Source organism: Dactylosporangium cerinum (assembly GCF_042653625.1).
Lineage (GTDB): Bacteria > Actinomycetota > Actinomycetes > Mycobacteriales > Micromonosporaceae > Dactylosporangium > Dactylosporangium cerinum.
Genome location: NZ_JBHSIU010000009.1, coordinates 185,959 through 205,574 on the forward strand (window position 1 = coordinate 185,959; position 19,616 = coordinate 205,574).

Annotated in this window: 18 protein-coding genes and 2 pseudogenes; 14 read left to right on the forward strand and 6 right to left on the reverse strand. The window is 71.7% G+C overall.

The features are described 5' to 3' along the window. Nucleotides 1-9 precede the first annotated feature (9 nt). Nucleotides 10-810 carry a sugar phosphate isomerase/epimerase family protein gene (locus ACFPIJ_RS06045; protein WP_380113603.1) on the forward strand — a complete coding sequence of 267 codons (801 nt, stop codon included), beginning with the start codon at nt 10-12 and terminating at the stop codon, nt 808-810. 78 nt (nt 811-888) lie between these two features. On the opposite strand, the gene ACFPIJ_RS06050 is transcribed toward ACFPIJ_RS06045, so the two are convergent. Both ACFPIJ_RS06050 and ACFPIJ_RS06055 read right to left on the reverse strand, forming a co-directional pair. After that, nucleotides 889-1,089, reverse strand: coding sequence for a cold-shock protein (locus ACFPIJ_RS06050; RefSeq protein WP_380113604.1), 201 nt, complete (start codon nt 1,087-1,089; stop codon nt 889-891). 202 nt (nt 1,090-1,291) lie between these two features. Beyond that, nucleotides 1,292-1,879: a CGNR zinc finger domain-containing protein gene (locus ACFPIJ_RS06055; protein WP_380113605.1), complete on the reverse strand. Its 588-nt coding sequence runs from the start codon at nt 1,877-1,879 to the stop codon at nt 1,292-1,294. 78 nt (nt 1,880-1,957) lie between these two features. On the opposite strand from ACFPIJ_RS06055, the gene ACFPIJ_RS06060 reads away from it, so the two are divergent. The 9 genes and pseudogenes from ACFPIJ_RS06060 to ACFPIJ_RS06100 all read left to right on the forward strand — a co-directional run bounded on the left by ACFPIJ_RS06060 (nt 1,958) and on the right by ACFPIJ_RS06100 (nt 11,147). Then, nucleotides 1,958-2,878 carry a proline dehydrogenase family protein gene (locus ACFPIJ_RS06060; protein ID WP_380113606.1) on the forward strand — a complete coding sequence of 307 codons (921 nt, stop codon included), beginning with the start codon at nt 1,958-1,960 and terminating at the stop codon, nt 2,876-2,878. A gap of 88 nt (nt 2,879-2,966) precedes the next feature. Beyond that, on the forward strand, nt 2,967-5,297 hold the full coding sequence (locus ACFPIJ_RS06065) for a hypothetical protein (RefSeq protein WP_380113607.1): 2,331 nt from the start codon (nt 2,967-2,969) through the stop codon (nt 5,295-5,297). Then, complete coding sequence (locus ACFPIJ_RS06070) at nt 5,246-6,685, forward strand: efflux RND transporter periplasmic adaptor subunit (RefSeq protein ID WP_380113608.1); 1,440 nt, start codon at nt 5,246-5,248, stop codon at nt 6,683-6,685. The genes ACFPIJ_RS06065 and ACFPIJ_RS06070 overlap by 52 nt, the downstream gene beginning before the upstream one ends. Next, a pseudogene (locus ACFPIJ_RS06075) lies at nt 6,682-7,350 on the forward strand (ABC transporter ATP-binding protein); the annotation flags it as partial. The gene ACFPIJ_RS06070 and the pseudogene ACFPIJ_RS06075, both read left to right, overlap by 4 nt. Beyond that, a complete protein-coding gene (locus ACFPIJ_RS06080) occupies nt 7,350-8,534 on the forward strand; it encodes an ABC transporter permease (protein WP_380113609.1) in 1,185 nt (394 codons plus the stop codon). The pseudogene ACFPIJ_RS06075 and the gene ACFPIJ_RS06080, both read left to right, overlap by 1 nt. Before the next feature lie 145 nt (nt 8,535-8,679). Next, the gene (locus ACFPIJ_RS06085) at nt 8,680-8,895 is read left to right on the forward strand and encodes a helix-turn-helix domain-containing protein (protein WP_033363444.1); all 216 of its coding nucleotides are present in this window, start codon (nt 8,680-8,682) and stop codon (nt 8,893-8,895) included. 121 nt (nt 8,896-9,016) lie between these two features. Next, nucleotides 9,017-9,118, forward strand: a complete 102-nt coding sequence (locus tag ACFPIJ_RS06090; RefSeq protein WP_007465623.1) for a 30S ribosomal protein bS22 — start codon at nt 9,017-9,019, stop codon at nt 9,116-9,118. A 116-nt stretch (nt 9,119-9,234) separates the two neighbouring features. Then, the gene (locus ACFPIJ_RS06095; protein WP_380113610.1) at nt 9,235-10,290 is read left to right on the forward strand and encodes an NAD-dependent epimerase/dehydratase family protein; all 1,056 of its coding nucleotides are present in this window, start codon (nt 9,235-9,237) and stop codon (nt 10,288-10,290) included. Further along, the gene (locus ACFPIJ_RS06100; protein WP_380113611.1) at nt 10,287-11,147 is read left to right on the forward strand and encodes a lysophospholipid acyltransferase family protein; all 861 of its coding nucleotides are present in this window, start codon (nt 10,287-10,289) and stop codon (nt 11,145-11,147) included. The genes ACFPIJ_RS06095 and ACFPIJ_RS06100 overlap by 4 nt, the downstream gene beginning before the upstream one ends. A 348-nt stretch (nt 11,148-11,495) precedes the next feature. On the opposite strand, the gene ACFPIJ_RS06105 is transcribed toward ACFPIJ_RS06100, so the two are convergent. The 3 genes and pseudogenes from ACFPIJ_RS06105 to ACFPIJ_RS06115 all read right to left on the reverse strand — a co-directional run bounded on the left by ACFPIJ_RS06105 (nt 11,496) and on the right by ACFPIJ_RS06115 (nt 14,700). Then, nucleotides 11,496-12,401, reverse strand: coding sequence for an HAD family hydrolase (locus tag ACFPIJ_RS06105; protein WP_380113612.1), 906 nt, complete (start codon nt 12,399-12,401; stop codon nt 11,496-11,498). Nucleotides 12,402-12,734: 333 nt separating this feature from the next. Continuing rightward, a pseudogene (locus tag ACFPIJ_RS06110) lies at nt 12,735-13,547 on the reverse strand (DUF5667 domain-containing protein); the annotation flags it as partial. Between the two features lie 220 nt (nt 13,548-13,767). Further along, nucleotides 13,768-14,700 carry a sigma-70 family RNA polymerase sigma factor gene (locus ACFPIJ_RS06115; protein WP_380113663.1) on the reverse strand — a complete coding sequence of 311 codons (933 nt, stop codon included), beginning with the start codon at nt 14,698-14,700 and terminating at the stop codon, nt 13,768-13,770. A 439-nt stretch (nt 14,701-15,139) separates the two neighbouring features. Here ACFPIJ_RS06115 and ACFPIJ_RS06120 point away from each other — a divergent pair, with 439 nt between their 5' ends. The 4 genes from ACFPIJ_RS06120 to ACFPIJ_RS06135 are packed head-to-tail and all read left to right on the forward strand — an operon-like array spanning nt 15,140 to nt 18,177. Then, nucleotides 15,140-16,624: an AMP-binding protein gene (locus tag ACFPIJ_RS06120; protein ID WP_380113613.1), complete on the forward strand. Its 1,485-nt coding sequence runs from the start codon at nt 15,140-15,142 to the stop codon at nt 16,622-16,624. After that, nucleotides 16,621-16,866, forward strand: a complete 246-nt coding sequence (locus ACFPIJ_RS06125; RefSeq protein WP_380113614.1) for a glutaredoxin family protein — start codon at nt 16,621-16,623, stop codon at nt 16,864-16,866. The genes ACFPIJ_RS06120 and ACFPIJ_RS06125 overlap by 4 nt, the downstream gene beginning before the upstream one ends. Beyond that, on the forward strand, nt 16,863-17,498 hold the full coding sequence (locus ACFPIJ_RS06130) for an HAD family hydrolase (RefSeq protein ID WP_380113615.1): 636 nt from the start codon (nt 16,863-16,865) through the stop codon (nt 17,496-17,498). Before ACFPIJ_RS06125 ends, ACFPIJ_RS06130 begins: the two co-directional genes overlap by 4 nt. A 34-nt stretch (nt 17,499-17,532) precedes the next feature. After that, on the forward strand, nt 17,533-18,177 hold the full coding sequence (locus tag ACFPIJ_RS06135) for a response regulator (RefSeq protein ID WP_380113664.1): 645 nt from the start codon (nt 17,533-17,535) through the stop codon (nt 18,175-18,177). A gap of 34 nt (nt 18,178-18,211) precedes the next feature. Here the strand turns inward: ACFPIJ_RS06135 and ACFPIJ_RS06140 are convergent, their stop codons facing one another. Next, entirely contained in the window at nt 18,212-19,504 is a 1,293-nt protein-coding gene (locus ACFPIJ_RS06140) for a sensor histidine kinase (protein WP_380113616.1), read from the reverse strand. Nucleotides 19,505-19,616 lie beyond the last annotated feature (112 nt).

The window sequence follows — 19,616 nt, forward strand, 5'->3', positions numbered from 1 at the left end:
CCTGGTGGAGTGAGCCCACGAGTGCCGGTCCTGTTGTCCACCTCGTCCGTCTTCCCCGAGCCGACCGCGGCGGGGTTCGAGATGGCCGCCGCGGTCGGCTATGACGGCGTCGAGGTGATGGTCTGGTCCGACGCGGTGAGCCAGGACGCGGGCGCGCTCGCCGGGCTGTCGAAGCACTACGGCGTGCCGGTCCGCTCGGTGCACGCGCCCTGTCTGATGGTGACCCAGCGGGTGTGGAGCCCCGACCCGTGGGAGCGGCTGCGCCGGGCCGCGGTGCTCGCCGACACGCTCGGCGCGCCGGTCGTCGTGGTGCACCCGCCGTTCGCCTGGCAGCGGGACTACGCCCGGACGTTCGAGACGGGGCTGGCCCGGCTGGGCAAGGCGTTCCCCGGGATCCGGTTCGCGGTGGAGAACATGTTCCCGCTGCGCGGGGTCGGGCGGGAGTTCGTGCCGTACGCGCCGGGCTGGGATCCGACGATCACCGGCTTCGACTCCTACACCCTCGACCTCTCCCACTGCGCGGCCTCACGGACCGACGCGCTCGGCCTGGCCGACACGATGGGCGCGGGCCTGGCCCACGTGCACCTCGGCGACGGCACCGGCAAGGGCCGCGACGAGCACCTGGTCCCCGGCCGGGGCACCCAGCCGTGCGCGGAGCTGCTCGAGTCGCTGGGGCGGCGCGGGTTCACCGGGTCGGTCGCGGTGGAGGTCGGCACCCGCAAGGCGAGCAGCAGGGCGGAGCGGGAGGCCGACCTGGCGGAGTCGCTGCGCTTCGCCCGCCAGCACCTCACGACGCCGTCGAAGGTGTGAACCTCCGGCCCCCCGCGAGCGCGCCCGGGACGTGAAGAAAGCCCGGCACGCGAGCGCGCCGGGCCGTGAAGTCGACGGCTAGATCTTGCGGACGGACTCGGCCTGAGGACCCTTCGGACCCTGCTTGACCTCGAATTCGACGCGCTGGTTCTCGTCGAGGCTGCGGTAGCCGTCCTCGGCGATGGCGGAGAAGTGGACGAAGACGTCGTTGCCGCCGTCGACGCTGATGAAGCCGAAGCCCTTCTCAGCGTTGAACCACTTCACGGTTCCCTGTGCCATGGTGCTGTTTCTCCTTCGTAGGGCGTTGTGATCCGGCGCGGTGCCCGGTGCCGAGGGCCGTGCACGATCGCCACGACCCGACATCGCCCTGAACCACACAACCGACTTGTCCGAAATTTCGGGCATGCCGGGTGCGCAGCTAAGCGAACCACACCACGCAAGATATGCCGAAGTCGGCCGTGTCCGTGGCCGTTTCCAGCACTTACGCGGTAACGACCGCCCGATCGGCCTCGCCCACTCCGACCTGCGCCGGTGCGAGGGTGGCGCTCGTTTCGGCGGCCCGCTTCCGGGCCCGGTGCGCCGCGACGTGCGACCTGGTCGCACACCGCTCCGAGCAGAACCGGCGGCAACAGTTGGACGACGTGTCCAGATAGACGTTGCCGCAGCGCTCATCGGCGCAGACACCGAACCTGGAGCTGCCGTGCTCGCACAGCCACACCGCCAGGCCCCACGCCGCGCCCGCCAGGAGCTCCGAACTGACCGACGACCCGCGACCGGTGACGTGCATGTGCCAGTCATGGGTGTCGTGACCGGAGATCCGCGGCTGCATCGGATAGGCCTCCAGCAGCGCGTTGAGCTCGGCGACCGCGGCCATGTCCCGGCCGGAGGAGCCGTGCTCGAACACCTCCCGCAGCCGCTTCCGGGCACGACGGAACGCGATCAGATCGCGCTCCGTCGCCTCGGCGGTCTGCCAACTGTCCTCGCCGAACAGTGCGGCGAGATCCTGCATGCTTTCGAGCGGCGCGTTGACGATGTCGACAGCGGTCCGCGCATACGCGTCGAAGTCCACCCGACCAAGGTAGTCAAGAAATGCCACACTGGCGACCAGGCGTCACCGATGGCGAGTGGTTCTGTCTACGCTCGGCACATGCTCAGATCGGTCATCCTCGCCGCGGCCCGCTCACATCGGGTCGAGCGGATCGTAGAAACCGCCCCGGTCAGCCGGAGCATCGTGCGCCGGTTCATCGCCGGCGAGCACGCGGAGGACGCGTTACAACGCACCCGCGAACTCGTCGCCGACGGACTGGCCGTCACCATCGACCACCTGGGGGAGGACACCACCAACCCCCAGCAGGCCGAGGCGACCCGAGACGAATACCTGCACCTGCTCGACGCCCTGCACGCCGCCGAGCTGACCCCCGCCGCCGAGGTCAGCCTGAAGCTCTCCGCACTCGGTCAGGTCTTCGACGAGAAACTCGCCTACGAGCACGCCCGCGCGATCTGCGCCAAGGCGAGCGAGTCCGGCACCACCGTCACCCTCGACGCCGAGGACCACACCACCACCGACTCCACGCTCGAGGTCCTCGGCCGGCTCCGCGCCGACTTCCCGACCACCGGCGCCGTGCTGCAGTCCTACCTGCGCCGCACCGAGGCCGACTGCCGCGAGCTGGCCGTCAGCGGCTCCCGGGTCCGCCTGTGCAAGGGTGCGTACAAGGAGCCGGAGTCGGTGGCGTACCAGTCCCGCCTCGACGTCGACAAGTCCTACGTGCGCTGCCTCAACGTGCTCATGGCCGGCACCGGCTATCCGATGCTCGCCACGCACGACCCGCGACTGGTCGCGATCGGCGAGGACCGGGCCAAATGGTTCGACCGCAACCCCGACGAGTTCGAGTTTCAGATGTTGTACGGGGTACGCCCCGACGAACAGCTCCGGCTCGCCCGGCTCGGGTACACCGTGCGGGTCTACCTGCCGTACGGGACGCAGTGGTATGCGTACATGATGCGGCGCCTCGCCGAACGCCCCGCCAACCTCGGCTTCCTCGCCCGGGCGGTCACCTCCCGCGGCTAGACGGACACATCGGGAGGTTACGGGCTAACACTGCATCTCGTCCGTACGGGCGACGCGCCACCTTGACCGCGTCGCGTACGTTCCGGCAGTGATGCAGGGGGATGAGTCTGACGCGACCCGGCACACGGGACCGGACGCCGCGCCGGACCCCGTGGCGCCACCGCGCGCGCCGCTGCCCCGCCAGCGCCCGGCCACGGAGGCCGAACCCGTCGCGGCGCCCGCTGCACCACCGGTGATCCCGGTGCCGGTGCCGCAGGCGCCGCCACCGGTCGCCGACCCGATCGCCGTCCACGAGCCGATCCCGACACCGACGCCGCTACCCGCGCGGGCACCGCTGCCGACGCCGGTGCCGCTGTCCGTGCACCGCCCGGCACCACCGCGGCCCCTGCCGTCGCCGTCACTGCCGTCGCCGTCAACCGCATCGTCGTCACTGCCGTCGCCGTCACTGCCGTCGCCGTCGCTGGCATCGCCGGCGACGGCGGAGCGGTCGTCGTTGCCGCCGTCGTCGGCCCCGTCGCCGGAGCCTTCGCCGGACTCGCCGTCGTCGGAGCGGTCGTTCCCGTCGCCGGGCTCGCCGTCGCCGGAGCGGCCGTTGACGTCGCCGGAGCCGGTGGCGCCGTGGCCGCCGGCCGGGCCGTTCCCGCCGCGGATGGGTAACACCGGCCAGCACCCGATCGTCCAGCCCCGGACGTCCGCCGAGAACCAGCCGCCGCGCCAGCCGATGCCGGGCGAGCCGACGGGATTCGTGCCGCCGGACAGCCCCCCGTCGCCGCGACCGCAGCCCTCGACGGGCCAGTTCCCGGTCGTGCCGCACCAGACCGGAACGTTCCCGGGGCACGCCCCGACCGGCCAGTTCCCGCCGGTGCCGCCACGGACCGGCCAGTTCCCCACCGGGCAGTTTCCCACCGGCCAGTTCCCCGCCGGCCAGTTGCCCACCGGTCAGTTCCCCGGATCCGGTCCGACCGGGCAGTTCCCGTCCGGCCCGCACCTGGGCGTACCGTCCCCGTCCGGCCCGCAGATGTACGTCCCGCAGCAGCAGCCGTACCCCGGACCGCCGTATCCGCCGCAGCACCATCCCGGACAGTTCGGCTACCCGCCGTTCCCGCCGCCCGCCCCGCCGCGGCGATCCAGGATCACCGGACTGCGCGCCGCCCTGCTCGTCGCGCTCGCGTTGATCCTGGTCACGCCCCCGGCGGCGATCGCGTTCGAGACCGTGCGGCGGGAGCGGACCGCCAGCGGCTCCGCCCAGGGCGTCGACCCGGCCGGCCGCAACCCCGGCCAGGCCAACGGCAGACCCGGCACCAGCGGCAGCCCGACGGCATCCACCCCGCCGTCCGTCGACGGGAAGGTCAAGCAGGCCCTCGCCGACCAGGGCGCGGCGCTGCTCAAGGGCGACGCCGAGGGGTTCGTCGCCGCCGTCGACCCGTCCGCGGCCACGCTGCGCGAGGACCTCACCAGACGGTTCAACTCGCTGCGCCAGCTGCAGGTGAAGGTGTGGGAGCCGAGCGTCCTGGACGCCGTCAAGGTCGGCACCGACAACACCGCCGACGTGATCGTCTACGTCAGGTACTGCTACGTCGTGACCACCTGCGACCCGATGAACCTCGAGACGAAGACGAAGTGGAGCGTCACCGGCGGCACGGTGAAACTGCTGGAGTTCGGGGTCGCCGAGGACCTCGGCCCGCGCCCCTGGGAACGCAGCGAACTGCGGGTCGCGGTCGGCAAACGGGTCGTCATGGCCACCACCCCGAAGTACGCCGGCCGCCTCACCACGATGCTCAACGCCGCCGAGAAGGCCGCGGAACTGGCCGACCGCTACTCGAAGTGGAGCCCGACACCGTCGCGGTACGTCGTCTACCTGGCCGGACCCGAGGAGTGGTCCACCTGGTACGGCATCAAGCAGGAGAGCTGGGTCGCCGGCTTCGCGCTGCCACTGACCGCCGACGCGACCGAGATCGTGCTCAACGCGAACCGGGTCGACGTCAAGGAGACCCTGGACGTCCTGCGGCACGAGTTCACGCACGTGGTGACCCTCGCCAACGTGTCCCGGGCCTACGACCAGACCTGGTGGCTGGTCGAGGGCATCGCCGAGTACGTGCGGGTCCAGGGCCTCGGCGGCCGCTTCGACGACGTCGCCTCGGTCCGCAAGTACGTGCAGAGCGGCCGCTGGAACAACGAGATCGCGATGGACGACCCGCCGGAGGGCACCAGCTCCGCCGACGTCAGCGGCCGGTACGGCGTGGCGTACCTGGCGGTCCACCGCATGGCGGAACGCTTCGGCGAGGCGAAGATGCTCGAGTTCTTCAACCTGACCGCCCGGCAGGGTGAGCCGCTGCAGGACGCCGCCACGAAGGTCTATGGCGTGTCGTGGGACGACGTCGCCACCGACTGCGTGAAGTACGTGCGCAACCACGTCTGACCGGGGCCGGTGACCGGCGTGGCAGACTTGCGGGCGTGAATCGCGTCCCCCCGCGTGTTCAGCTCCTCGTGGCCGTCCTCACCCTCTTCTCGCTCACCGGTGCGTCCTGCGCCGACGAGCAGGACGACATCGGACTCGGCACCGCCGGTCGCGGTGACGTCGTCGAGGTCGTCGATGCCCCGGCCACCGTCACCGCGCGGGCCGCCGCGACCCTGACCGCCGCCGCGGACGGCACCCTCGCGTCCCTCGCGGTGCGCCCCGGCGACACGGTGACCGCCGGCCAGGTCCTGGCCGTCGTGGACTCCCCGTCCGCGCAGCAGCGGCTGCGCAGCGCCGAGGAGGCCCTCGACGCGCTCAAGGGCGCCGGCGGCGGGGGCGGCGGGGTCAAGAACCTGTCGGCGACGCAGAAGAAGACCGACGACGCCGCCGCGAAGGCGTTCGGCGAGGCCCGCAAGGCCGCCCAGGTCATCGCGGACACCGGGGTGCGGGCCGGGCTCCTCGCGCAGATCGACTTCGCCGAGAAGTCCTACCAGGAGGCGGCCGCGTCGGCCCGTGCGGTGATCGCCGCGGTCCAGCGCGGCCTGGCCAGCGTCACGAAGGCCATGGCCGCCCTCACCGCCGCCCAGCGCAGCCAGGCGCAGGCCGCCTACGACCTGGCCAGGTCGACCGTCGACGCGTTGACGCTGCGGGCCCCGGTCGCCGGCGTCGTCCAGCTCGGCGGCACCTCCGCGGCGGCGGCACCGTCGATCACGGACCTGCTCGGCGCCGCGACCGGCGGCCAGGCACCCGCCGCGGCCGGGGCGGGCACCGGCGCCGGCGCCGGGCCGGGCGTCGACCCGGCCGTCCCCGTCGGCGGCCAGGTGACCGCCGGCACCGCGATCCTCACCGTCGTCGACGTGTCGCAGCTCGGGCTGATGGCGGAGATCGACGAGACCGACGTCCTGCTCGTCCAGCCCGATGTCACCGCGCGGGTCGAGCTCGACGCGGCACCCGGCGCCACCTACGAGGCGACCGTCACGTCCGCGGACGTCCTGCCGACCACGTCGGCGCGCGGCGGGGTGTCGTACCGGTCGCGGCTCACCCTGGGCAAGGGCACCTTCGCCGACGGCCGGCCCGCCCCGGCGCCCCGCCCCGGCATGAACGCCGTCGCGCACCTGCAGGTCCGCCAGATCCGCGACGCGGTGACGGTGCCGGCGGCGGCGGTGTTCAACGTCGGCGGCAAGGACGTCGTCTGGCTCGTCCGCGACGGCAAGGCCGTCCAGGCGCCGGTCACCGTCGGCGTCTCCGGCCAGGACCGGGTCCAGGTCCTCAGCGGCGTCGCCGACGGCGACCGGGTCGTGGTCCGCGGCACCGACAAGGTCAAGCAGGGCATGGGTCTGCCCAGATGAGCGCGGCGCTCGTTGCGCAGGACGTGACCCGGGAGTATGCCCTGGACGGGGTGACCGTCCCGGCGCTGCGCGGGGTCACCTTCACCGTCGACGCCGGCGACTACGTGGCGATCATCGGCCCGTCCGGGTCGGGCAAGTCGACGCTGATGCACCTGCTCGGCGGCCTGGACCGGCCGACCACGGGCAGCCTGCGCATCGGCGGCCGGGACGTCGCCGGCCTCGACCCGCAGGCCCTCGCGAAACTGCGCAACGAGACGATCGGGTTCGTCTTCCAGTCCTTCCACCTCCTCGCCCGCACCACCGCCGTGGACAACGTCGCGCTGCCGCTGGTGTACCGGGGGATGCGGGCCGGTGAGCGGCGCCGCCGCGCGGTCGCGATGCTGGAACGCGTCGGGCTCGGGCACCGCCTCGACCACCGGCCCAACCAGCTGTCCGGCGGCGAGCAGCAGCGGGTCGCGATCGCCCGGGCCCTGGTCACCGACCCGCAGGTGCTGCTCGCGGACGAGCCGACCGGCAACCTCGACACCCATAACGGCCAGGCGGTCCTCGCCCTGCTGGAGGCGCTCAACCGCGAGCAGGGCGTGGCCCTCGTCGTCGTCACCCACGACCACGAGGTCGCCGACCGGGCCCACCGCAAGATCGTCATGCGGGACGGCGTGATCGTATGAGGTTCGCCGAGGCGTGGCGGGTCGCCATCGACGCACTGCGGGCCAACCGGCTGCGCTCCACCCTGACCATGCTGGGCGTGATCATCGGCGTGGCCGCCGTGGTCGTCCTCGTCGCCATCGGCACGGGCACCAAACAGCAGATCGAACGGCAGGTCGAGGGGCTCGGCTCGAACCTGCTCATCGTCCTGCCCGGCCAGGTCAGCCTCGGCTCGGCGCCGTCGGTGTCGCGGATGGACCTCTCCGACGTCGACGCCGTGTCGAAGATCGTGGGAGACCGCAGCCGGGTCGCCGTCACCGTGGCGTCCGGGGAAACGGTCGCCGCCGGCAACGTCGACACGTTCGCCACCATCAACGGCGTCATCGAGACCACCCCGCAGGTGTTCGTGCGCAGCCTGGCCCGCGGCACGTACCTGAGCCGCAGCGACGTCGACACCCAGCGCCGCGTCGCCGTCCTCGGCTATCGCGTCGCGCGCGACCTGTTCGGCGAGCGCGACGCCGTCGGTCAGCAGATCACCATCGCCGGCGTGCGCTTCCGGGTGATCGGGGTCTTCGCGCAGCTCGGCCAGAGCCTCGGCGTCGACCGCGACAACGAGGTCCACGTCCCCATCACCACCGCCCAGCGGCTGCTCGGCACCAACCGCGTCGACGGGATCGCGATCAAGGCGCCGAACCGCGAGGAGATCGACGACCTCAGCGCCCGCATCCTCGCCGAGCTCGGCCGACGCCACCCCGGCACCGAGTTCAGCGCCGTCACCCAGGAACAGATCCTCGGCGTCCTCGGCGACATCCTCGGCGTGCTCACCGGCGTCCTCGCCGCGATCGCCGGCATCTCCCTGCTCGTCGGCGGGGTCGGCGTCTCCAACATCATGCTCGTCTCCGTGCGGGAACGCACGAAGGAGATCGGGCTGCGCAAGGCGGTCGGCGCCAGACCCCGCGACATCGGCGTGCAGTTCCTGCTCGAGGCGGTCCTGCTCACCACCCTCGGCGGGTTCATCGGCATGGGCCTGGGCATCGGCGCCGCCCTGGTCGTCGCCGCGCTGTCACCGGTGCCGGCCGCGATCACCTGGTGGTCCCTCGCGCTCGCCTTCGGGGTGTCCGCCGCCGTCGGCATCATCTTCGGCGTCGTGCCCGCTCAGCGGGCCGGGCGCCTGGACCCGGTGGTCGCGCTGCGCACCGAGTAGGCACCGGGCAGGCACCGGCAGGCACTGACTTGACCTTGCTTGCAAAGAATCCGACGAAGCCAAAGCGCAAGTCACAGCAGTACCGTTACCGTACTGATAACACGCTGATTCATCAGCTTGGCGAGCACGCTGGTCGGAGGTCGCGATGTCTAGCACGCCACACACCACCGAAGGCCGGTTGGGCGAGGTCAGGTTTCTCACGGTCGCCGAGGTGGCAACCCTGATGCGAGTGTCCAAGATGACCGTGTACCGCCTGGTTCACGCCGGGGATCTCACCGCGGTGCGGGTCGGCCGGTCGTTCCGGGTGCCCGAGCACGCGGTCGACGCATACCTCCGCGAAGCGTTCCGCGAGACGGCGTAGCCGCCGTTGCGGTGCACCCGCTTTACCGATCACGCGGGGGTGCGGCTACGCTGGAGCCGCTAACCATGTCTTCGGCGTGCCAGCGATGGCACGCGTTCCGCTGTATCGAGGAGATACCCGTATGGGCTCGGTGGTCAAGAAGCGCCGCAAGCGTATGGCCAAGAAGAAGCACCGCAAGCTGCTGCGCAAGACCCGCGTCCAGCGTCGTCGTCTCGGCAAGTAGCAGCGCGCCGGCGGTCCGCCCCGGCTCGCTCGCACTCGTTTCTAGGGAAGCCCTGGCCGCTTCCGCCTGCCGGGACCCCCTTTCACGGGAGCCTTCGGCGAATCTAGAGGAGTTGTGTGAGCACGCCACGGGTTGTCCTGGTGACAGGGGTGGGCCGCTATCTCGGCGCACACTTGGCCGCCAGACTCGCCGCTGATCCACGGATCGAGCGGGTCGTCGGCATTGACAGCACGGCACCGTCGAGTGACCTCGCCGCGGTGCTCAAGGACGTCGACGTGCACCAGATTGACCTGCGCACCCCTGGGGTGCTGCGGGTGCTGGTCGACGCCCGGGTCGAAGCGGTGGCGCACCTCGCGGTGACCACCGCGGTCGACCAGCACGGCGGTCGCGCCGCGATGAAGGAGCTCAACGTCATCGGCTCGATGCAGCTGCTCGCTGCCTGCCAGCAGGCGCCCCGGCTGCACAAACTGGTGATCCGCTCCTCCACCGCGGCCTACGGCGCGTCCTTCCGCGACCCGGCGATCTTCACCGAGGACACCGAGCCGCGGGAGATCCCGCGCGGCGGCTTCGCCAAGGACGTCCTGGACATCGAGGGCTACGTCCGTGGCTTCCGCCGCCGGCGCCCCGACGTCGGTGCCACCGTGCTGCGCTTCGCGCCGTTCATCGGCTCGACCGTCGACACCAGCCTGACCAGGCACTTCGCCGCACCCGTCGTCCCGACCGTCTTCGGCCGCGACCCGCGCCTGCAGTTCCTGCACGTCGACGACGCGTTCGAGGTCCTGCACCGCTCCGTGGCCGAGTCACACCCGGGCACGTTCAACGTCGCCGGCGCGGGGACCCTGACCCTGTCGCAGGCCGTCCGGCGGGCCGGCCGGATCACCATGCCGGTCCTCGAGCCCGGCCTGGGCATCGCCGCAGGCCTCGGCCGCGGCACCGTGTCCCTCGACCAGCTCGACCTGTTCGTGCACGGCCGGGTCGTCGACACGACCAAGCTCATCCGGGAGTTCGGCTTCACCCCCCGGACCACCGCGGAAGCCTTCGACGAGTTCGTCCGCAGCCGCCGGTCCGGTGAGGTGCTGCCGGCCGACCGCATCCGCGCCCTCGAACAGACCCTGCTCGAGGGCTTCCGACGGACCCGTGCGGCGCGCGCCGCGTTGGAGGCGGGCACATGACTGACCCTGGTCTCCCCGACCAGTGGGACGACCGGGTCGCCGGCGCGCTCGCATTCCTCCGCGAGCGGCTCACCGGCGACTACGAGGTCGACAACTTCGGCTTCGACCGCCACCTCACCGACGGTGTGTTCCTGCCGCTGCTGCGCCCCCTGTACAACCAGTGGTTCCGCACCGAGGTCTTCGGCGTCGAGCACCTGCCGAAGGAAGGCCCCGCCCTCGTCGTCGCCAACCACTCCGGCACCGTGGCGCTGGACGCCCTCATGCTCTCCATCGCCGTCCACGACGAGACCTCCGCCCGCCGCCACCTGCGCCTCCTGGGCGCCGACCTGGTCTTCCGCCTCCCGGTCCTGTCCGAGATGGCCCGCAAGTCCGGCGCCACCCTCGCCTGCAACCCCGACGCCGAACGCCTCCTCGGCGAGGGTGAGCTCGTCGGCGTCTTCCCCGAAGGCTTCAAGGGCATCGGCAAGCCGTTCGCCGAGCGGTACAAACTGCAGCGCTTCGGCCGCGGCGGCTTCGTCTCCGCCGCGGTGCGCACCGGCACCCCGATCGTCCCGGTCTCCATCGTCGGCGCCGAGGAGATCTACCCGCTGATCGGCAACCTGCGCCCGCTCGCCCGCCTGCTGGGCGCCCCGTACTTCCCGATCACGCCGACGTTCCCGTGGCTCGGCCCGCTCGGCCTGGTGCCGCTGCCGAGCAAGTGGCTCATCGAGTTCGGCGAGCCGATCCCGACGGTCGACTTCGTCGACTCCGCGGACGACCCGATGGTGGTGTTCAACCTCGCCGACCAGGTCCGCGAGACGATCCAGCAGACCTTGTACAAACTCCTGGACCGCCGCCCCGACGCCTTCTCCAGCTGACCCCCGGTGCGCCTGTCACGGAGAGTGGTTGCGCGGTAGGCGGTTTGGAGATCAATTTCCATGGGTCGGGTACCGTGTGGGTGAAACGGTGCGGCCGGCACGATCGAGGTGCGAGCTGCCGACCGGCCCGACCGGGATGCGTCCGGCGGCGGCGGAGACTGACGGCCGTGGTCGCGCTTCGCACGACCGAACGGCCATGGTCGCGTTTCGCGCGAAGACGGCCATGGTCGGGCTTCGCGCGACGCAGCACGACCGAACGGCCATGGTCGCGCTCCGCGCGAAGACGGCCATGGTCGACCGAGGTGTGAGCTGTCCCGACCGGGGTTGGGCTACCTGACCGGGGTTGGGCTACCCGACCGGGGTGCGCCGGCGGCGGCGGAGCGCGGCGGCCGTGGCGACGCCGCCCATGAGGACGCCGGTCGCGAGGGCGGCGGGCACCACGATCTTCGCCGCCTTGCGGCCGGTGCGGAAGTCGCGGATCTCCCAGCCCCGCCTGCGGGCCTCGCGGCGCAGGGCCGGGTCGGGGTTGACGGCGACGGCGTAGCCGACGGTGGACAGCATCGGGGTGTCGTTGACCGAGTCGCTGTAGGCCGCGCACCGCTGCAGGTCCAGGCCTTCGACGGCGGCGAGGGCGGTGATGGCCGCCGCCTTCTCGGGGCCGTGCATGAGGTCGCCGACGAGGCGGCCGGTGTAGACGCCGTCGCAGATCTCGGCGACGGTGCCGATGGCGCCGGTCAGCCCGAGGCGCTGGGCGATGATGCGGCCGAGCTCGACGGGGGCCGCGGTGACCAGCCAGACCCGCTGGCCGGCGTCGAGGTGGAGCTGGGCGAGGGCGCGGGTGCCGGACCAGATCCGGTCGGCCATCAGCTCGTCGAAGATCTCCTCGCAGAGCCGTTCCATGTCCTCGACCTGCCAGCCGGCGATGAACGCGAGGGCCGCGGACTTGGCGTTGGTGACGGTGCCGGCGTGTTCGGAGGCGAGGAGGCGGAAGCGGGCCTGATGGTAGGCGAAGCGGACCAGGTCGCCGCTGCTGAAGTACTTGCGTTTCGCCAGGCCGCGGGCGAAGTAGTAGATCGAGGCGCCCTGCATCATCGTGTTGTCGACGTCGAAGAAGGCGGCGGCGGCCGGGTCGGCGGGGACTTCGAGGGCGGCTTCGACCTCGGCGACGGCCCAGCCGGCCGGGGACGTCACGATACGGCCGGACTGCCTGCGGCGGCGTAAGGCGAGCGCGGCGGTCGAAGGTCGGATCGGCATGCGCGGAAAACCCCCTCTGTGTTCGCCCAACCGTACCGGCATGAACAACGAGAAGGGCCCGGTGTCAGACACCGGGCCCCTTCGTAGGAAAAGCTCTCAGTCGAACAGCCAGTCCAGGAGGCCCTGGTCCTTCGTGGGGGAAGGCGTGGGGTTCCCGGTGGGCTCCGCCGGCGCGGACTCGGTCGCCGAGCCGCCGGTGCCGGCCGAGCCGCTGGGGACGGGACGCTGGCCGGTGGGGGTGCCGGTCTGGCCCGGGTTGTTCTGCTGCTGGGTGTTGCCCGGCTGCTGGGTGTTGGACCCGGAGGTCTTCTGACCGGCGGGCTTGCAGGCGGTGCTGTTGGGCACCGGTCCGAGCTGGTCGGCGGCGGAGACCGCGGCGGAACCGCACTTGATCAGCGGACGGATCGCCTTGGAGCGGCGGTCGATCTCGTCCAGCAGGGTCACGGACTTGGCGGACCGGGCCCGGGCGTCGCCGTTGACCCCGTCGCGGAGCTTCTCGGCGCCGGCCCGCTGGGTGCTGGTGAACGCGTCGATGGCATCCAGGGCGGCGGCGTCCTTGCGGCCGACGGCGGTCGCGGTCAGCAGGCGCACACCTTCGAGCGTCTCGCTGTCCATGTCGTCGAGGACCGCGGCCAGACCCGCCGGGTCCTTCACCGCCTGGGCCTCGTCGAGCCGGGTCCGGGCGAACTCCAGGTACAGCTGGCCCCGGCTGATGTCCGAGCCGGCGAGTGCCAGCTGGGCCTTCTCCGTGGACCGTTTCACCGAGTAGAGGGCGTCGCCGGGAATGGCGTCGCCGCTCGCCGCGGACATGCCCGACAGTGCGAGGGTGCCGGCGGCGAGGCCGACGACGATCGCGCCGCGGGTGCGGGTCCGGCGGCTGACCGCGGGCCGGCTGCCCGCCGGGCGGCGCAGGGAACGCAACCCTCTGCGGGACACCTCGGGCTCGGGATCCTTGGCGGTGATGCCGATGCCTTCTCGTTCTGCTGTGGCCAGGAGCATGGCCCGCAGTCCGTCCTTGAACTCCTGCTGCGTCTCCACCTTGACCGGGAGGTCGGTCAGCCGTTGGCTGACTGAGACCAGTCCGGTCAGGGAGTCGTCGAGCGTGGACCTCAAGCGGTGCCTGCGGGCTCCTGCTGCCTCGTCCATGAGCTGTGCGAAACGCTCAGCCCGACGACGGTGGAAGACGGAGCCGATCACCTGAGGCACCCCCCTTCGCTGATCGCGTCACTCAGGCGCGGCAGGGTAGCGGGATGGTGTGCCACCGCGTCCGCCGTGCGCCAAGCCAACGGTCGCACCCGGACCAACGGTGCAGAGCGGAGGCTGGTTACGGCGCTGGAGGAGGGACTGTAACGGAAGGTGACAGCGGTCACGGCTGGAATCCGTCGGGGAGCAGCCGCGCGAGGGCCCTGACCGCGCGGTACTGCAACGCCTTGATCGCGCCCTCGTTCTTGCTCATGGCCTGGGCGGTCTCGGCGACGGAGAAGCCGTGCAGGAAGCGCAGCACGATGCACTCCTGCTGTTCCGGGTTGAGCTGCTTGACCGCCTTGAGCAGGTCGACGTTCGTGATGTGGTCGATGACCGCGGCCTCGGGGCTGCCTTCCGGCCCCCGGTCCGGCCGGTCGGCGTCCAGCACGTCGCCGGTGGTGACCTCGAGGCGGTACCGGCCGGACTTGAAGTGGTCGGCGACCAGGTTCCGGGCGATCGTCACCAGCCAGGCGCCGAGGTCACGGCCCTGCCAGGTGAAGCTGCCGATGCGCTTCAACGCCCGCAGGAAGGTGTCGGCGGTCAGGTCCTCGGCGAGCTGCCGGTTGCCGACGCGGAAGTACACGAACCGGAAGACGGTGTCGAAGTACCGGTCGTAGAGCAGCCCGAACGCCGCGCCGTCGCCGGCCTGGGCGCGTTCGATGAGCGCCCACACCTCCGACGCCGGGTCGCTGCGGTCCGGCCGGGCCGGCTTGGCCGGTTCCTGGGAGCCGGGTGGACCGGTGTCCACGAGAGGCTCGGTGAGGGTCCCCGCCACCGCGACCTGCGAGATCGGGACGGTGTCCTCCTCGATCAGGCCGGCCCCGGGCGACGGCTTGGCGCCAGTGTTCGGTCTGACGTTTGTGCCGGCACCGCCGCCGGAACCCTGACGGGTGGGTGCCTCGTTGGTGTGTGGGCGGCCCCGCGTCCGGGGGACGCTGCCGCCTTCACCGCGGATCACGGTGCTGAGCATGTCGCGCAGTGACTCGCGGACGGAGTCGCGCAGCAGGTACAGCCCATCGGCGAGTGCGTGCTCGGCGTCGAACACGTGCTGGATCGCGGTCATGCGTCGCAATCCAGACCACACGGCCTATTCGGCGCGATCACGGGCACTTCGGCCTCCTCGGGGTGAGGGGTGTCAACTCGCAACAAATGGGGTGAGCTGACTTGGGTGATGATAGGTCCGGCGTCACCCGCATGTGGGCAGTCTTTGGCGTGAGGGCACAATTCTTCCCACAGAACGGGGCCGTCCCGGCGCACATGCTGTCCGTCACTTCGTAACGACACGCCGTGCAACACGCCGAAAACTTGGGCAAACGGGACGTAGGCACGCCGCACTTACTTGGGCACGACACACCGGACGCACACGATCGAGTGGACCTTTACTCAGTCGGCGTGTCGGGCGCGTAAGCACCCTGGCATACGAGCGGGTGATCGGTGACGGGTGATCTCTCGGTTGACAGCAACCCACCCTCGGCGTGGCAGACTGATCGATCGTGCAGGACGTCACCAACTTCGCCGATCTGGTCCGGCGCGCCGCCGCCTCCCACGGCGCCCGACCGGCGCTGCGATCACACGCCACCCTGATCACCTGGTCCGAGCTCGACCAGCAGGTCGACGCGGTCGCCGCCAACCTGGCCGCCCTCGGCCTGCCCGGCGACGAGCACGGACCCGCCCGGGTCGCCGTCGCCCTGCCCAACGTGCCCGAGTTCGCCGCCGTGTTCTTCGGGGTGCTGCGTGCCGGGCTCGTCGCGGTCCCGGTCAACCCCGCGTACACCGAGCGCGAGCTGACGCACGTGATCACCGACTCCGGCGCCGCGGTCGTCGTCGGCACCCGGTCGGTGACCGGCGCGGTCAAGGACGCCCGCCGGTACACCCTCGGCGACAACCTGCAGGAGCTCTTCACGGCGGGCAGGGCGGACCCGGGGAACAGCGATCTCGCGATCCTGCTCTACACGTCCGGCACCGCCGGCGCCCCGAAGGGCGCGATGCTGTCGCACCGGGCCCTGCTCGCCAATCACGAGCAGCTCGCCGCCCTCGACCCGCCGCCCGTGCGCCCCGACGACGTGCTGCTGCTCGCCGTGCCGCTCTTCCACGCGTACGGGCTCAACAGCGGCCTCGGCGCGGTCGCCTACCACGGGGCCTGCGGCGTGCTCGTCGAGCGGTTCGACCCGGCGGACTCCCTCGAGGTGATCGAGCGGCACGGCGTCACCGGCGTGGTCGGCGTCCCGCCCATGTTCATCGCCTGGTCGCTGATGGGGGAGCGGCTCACCCGCGCCTGGGCCGGGGTGCGCCTCGCCGTCTGCGGCGCGTCCCCGCTCGACGCCGCGGCCGAGCGCCGGTTCGTCGAGGCGACCGGTCAGCCGGTGCATCAGGGGTACGGGCTGACGGAGGCCGCCCCCGTCGTCACCAGCACGCTCGCCGGTGCGACGGTGAAGCCCGGCTCCATCGGCCGGGCGATCCCCGGGGTCGAACTGAGGCTCGTCGACGCCGGCGGCGAGGAGGTCCTCCTCGACGAGGACGACGAGGTCCGCACCGACCCCGGCGAGATCGTCGTGCGCGGCCGGAACCTGTTCGACGGCTACTGGCCCGGTGGCGAGGGCGCGCCCGACGCCGACGGCTGGTGGGCGACCGGCGACGTCGCCTACGCCGACGAGGACGGCGACCTGTTCATCGTGGACCGGCTCGGCGAGCTGATCCTGGTCAGCGGTTTCAACGTGTACCCGCACGAGATCGAACTCGTCCTCGCCGCGCACCCGGCGGTCGTGGAGGCGGCGGCGCTGGGCGTGCCCCATCCGTACACCGGCCAGACCGTCAAGGTCGTCGTCGTGCGGCGGCCCGGGTCGCAGGTCACCGCGGAGGAGCTGATCGCGCACTGCGAACGCAACCTCGCCCGGTTCAAATGTCCGACCGCCGTCGAGTTCGTCGACGAGCTGCCGCACTCCGCGACCGGCAAGATCCGCAAGGCGGCACTGCGATGAGGCTCACCCTGTACACCCGGCCCGGCTGCCACCTGTGCGACGTCGCCAAGGAGGCCATGGCCCGGGTCGCCGCCGCGACCGGCGAGGAGTGGACCGAGATCGACATCACCGGCGACGACGCGCTGGAGGACGAGTACGGCTTCCGCATCCCCGTCGTCCTCCTCGACGGCAAGGAGCACGGCTACTGGCGGGTCGAGGAGGACCGGCTCCGGCGCGACATACAGCTATCCTCACCCGGGTGAAGCACCTGGTTTGGGACTGGAACGGAACCCTCCTGGACGACCTGAAACTCGTCGTCGACGCCACCAACGTCTGCCTGGCCACCGTCGGCGGGCCGGTGATCACCGCCGAGGACCACCGCCGCGACTTCCGCCGGCCGATCCTCGACTACTACGCCCACGTCCTGGCACGGCCCGTCGACGAGGTCGAGTTCCAGCTGCTCGACGACGCGTTCCACGACGCGTACCGGCTGGGCATGGCCGACGTGAAGCTCGCACCCGACGCCCTTGAGGCGATGGCCCACTGGACCGGCACCCAGTCGCTGCTGTCGATGTTCTTCCACGACGAGCTGCTCATCGAGGTCGAGCGGCACGGCCTCGGCGCCCACCTGGTGCGGGTCGACGGCCTGCCCGGCACCGTCGGCGGCCACCGCAAGGCCGCCTACCTGGACCGGCACCTGCAGGCCCTGCGGATCGACCCGGCGGAGGTGGTGCTGATCGGCGACTCCGTCGACGACGGCGAGGCCGCCACCTCGCTGGGCGCGACCTGCGTGCTGTACGCGGGCGGCTTCACCGACGTGACCCTGCTCAAGGCGACCGGCCTGCCAGTGGCGTACACACTGCGGGAAGCGGTCGAGACGGCGAGCGCGGCATGACCGGCCCGGAACGGAGTGAAGTCGCATGACCAGCCTGCGGGTCGTCGTGGCCGACGACGCGGTGCTGCTGCGCGAGGGCCTCGTCCGGTTGCTCACCGAGAGCGGCCACACCGTCGTCGCCGCCGTCGGGGACGGCCCGAGCCTCGTCGAGGCGGTCGTGGAACACCGGCCCGACGTCGCGATCGTCGACGTGCGGATGCCGCCGTCACACACCGACGAGGGGCTGCGCGCCGCGGTCGAGGCCCGCCGGCAGGTGCCCGGCACCCCGATCCTGGTCCTGTCGCAGTACGTCGAGGTGTCCTACGCCGACGACCTCCTCGCCGACCGGGCCGGCGCCGTCGGCTACCTGCTCAAGGACCGGGTGTCGGACGTCGCCGACTTCCTCGACGGGATGCAGCGCGTCGCGACCGGTGCCACCGTCCTGGACCCGGAGGTGGTCGGGCAGCTGCTGGTCCGCCGCCGCCGCGACGACCCGCTGCGCAGCCTCACCCCGCGGGAGCGGGAGGTGCTGGGCCTCATGGCCGAGGGCCGGTCCAACACGGCGATCGCCCGCAAGCTGGTGGTCACCGACGGCGCGGTGGAGAAGCACGTCAAGAACATCTTCACCAAGCTCGACCTGCCCCCGGACGACGAACAGCACCGCCGGGTGCTGGCGGTGCTGACGTACCTGCAGAGCTGACCGGTGGTCCCGCCGGCGCCGCCGGCGGGACCCTTCAGGTGGGCAGGATCGCGGTGAGGCGGGTGCCGCCGCCGGCGGGGCTGGTGACGGTCATCTCACCGCCGGCGGCCTTGACCCGGTCGGCGAGACCCGTCAGGCCGTGGCCCTTGGCGAAGCTGGCGCCGCCGGCCCCGTCGTCCTCGACCGTGACCAGCAGCCCGTACGCGGAGCGCTGCAGCCGCACGGTGGCCTCCTCGGCGCCGCTGTGCTTCGCGACGTTCGTCAGCGCCTCCGCCACGACGAAGTAGGTCGTGGTCTCCAGGCTCTCCGCGAGCCGCTCGTCCAGCTCGGGCAGCTCCAGGTCCACCGGCACCGGCGACCGGCCGGCGAGCGCGGTCAGCGCCGCCCGCAGCCCCCGGTCGACCAGGATCGGCGGCGCGATCCCCCGCGACAGCGCCCGCAGCTCGTCGAGCGTCTCCCGGGTCTGGGCGAGGGCCTCGGCGACCGTCGCGCGGGCCGCCTGCGGGTCCGACTCGAACTGCAGGTCGGCGCGGCCGAGGTCCATCGCGAGGCGCACCAGGCGCTGCTGCGGGCCGTCGTGGATGTCGCGTTCGAGCCGGCGCAGGGCGGTCGCCTCGGCGGACACGGCGGCCTCCCGCTGTGCCCGGGCCGCGTCCCGGCCGGCCTCGGCGGCCGCGACCTGCTCCCGCAGCTCGTTGACCCCGTTGAGCAGCGCCCGGGCGAACTGCGCCTCCAGCTGGGCCGCGCCCCGCACGACCGGCAGCAGGGTGAGCGCGAAGATGATGCCGATGCCGGTGTACAGCAGGATCCGCACGTTGTCGCCACTGCCGAGGCCGATGAGCTCGTTGAGGTCCTTGTTGTCCGGTGGGCGGGGGATCGACCAGTCCCATAGAATGGTGGTGACACCGCCGAGGGCGCCGGCCCACCAGGTGACGACGAATGCGAACGCGATCGTGCTCGGGATGAACCGCAGAATGCCGTGCAGCAGGTCCAGCCACGACTGGCCGTCGCTGAGGGGCACCAGCATCTTGCGCCAGAAGCCGTCGTCCGGGTCGGGTTTCTTGTAGTACGGATGTGGTAGCCGTGTCCGCAGGACCGGTCCGATCCGGGCGCGTTCGACGGTGGCGAAACCGCGGGCCTGGAAGAGTGTCGCGACCAGGATCGGGAAGCCGAGCACGGTCACGAGCAGGCCCAGTCCGAGGCTGAACCCGACGAGGAACAGCACCACGGTCACGAGGCCGAGAGGGAAGCCGAGCAGCACGTACTGCGTGTCGACGCCGAGCTGACGGAAGATGCCGCGGTGGCGAGGAGTGATGGTCGTTGTCATGTCATCGACGCTATGCACGACGCCTCTCCCATCCCATCCCGCGGCCCGGCCACTCGCTGGTAGGGGCAACCCTACCGGCACGTGTAGGCTGGCTACCGGTGGGAAAACGGCG

Bases quoted from the DNA above. Each gene is read 5' to 3' on its own strand.
- ACFPIJ_RS06050 (WP_380113604.1), bottom strand. From the start codon at position 1,089: ATGGCACAGGGAACCGTGAAGTGGTTCAACGCTGAGAAGGGCTTCGGC.
- ACFPIJ_RS06060 (WP_380113606.1), top strand. From the start codon at position 1,958: ATGCTCAGATCGGTCATCCTCGCCGCGGCCCGCTCACATCGGGTCGAG.
- ACFPIJ_RS06080 (WP_380113609.1), top strand. From the start codon at position 7,350: ATGAGGTTCGCCGAGGCGTGGCGGGTCGCCATCGACGCACTGCGGGCC.
- ACFPIJ_RS06085 (WP_033363444.1), top strand. From the start codon at position 8,680: ATGTCTAGCACGCCACACACCACCGAAGGCCGGTTGGGCGAGGTCAGG.
- ACFPIJ_RS06090 (WP_007465623.1), top strand. From the start codon at position 9,017: ATGGGCTCGGTGGTCAAGAAGCGCCGCAAGCGTATGGCCAAGAAGAAG.
- ACFPIJ_RS06100 (WP_380113611.1), top strand. From the start codon at position 10,287: ATGACTGACCCTGGTCTCCCCGACCAGTGGGACGACCGGGTCGCCGGC.
- ACFPIJ_RS06105 (WP_380113612.1), bottom strand. From the start codon at position 12,401: ATGCCGATCCGACCTTCGACCGCCGCGCTCGCCTTACGCCGCCGCAGG.
- ACFPIJ_RS06125 (WP_380113614.1), top strand. From the start codon at position 16,621: ATGAGGCTCACCCTGTACACCCGGCCCGGCTGCCACCTGTGCGACGTC.
- ACFPIJ_RS06140 (WP_380113616.1), bottom strand. From the start codon at position 19,504: ATGACAACGACCATCACTCCTCGCCACCGCGGCATCTTCCGTCAGCTC.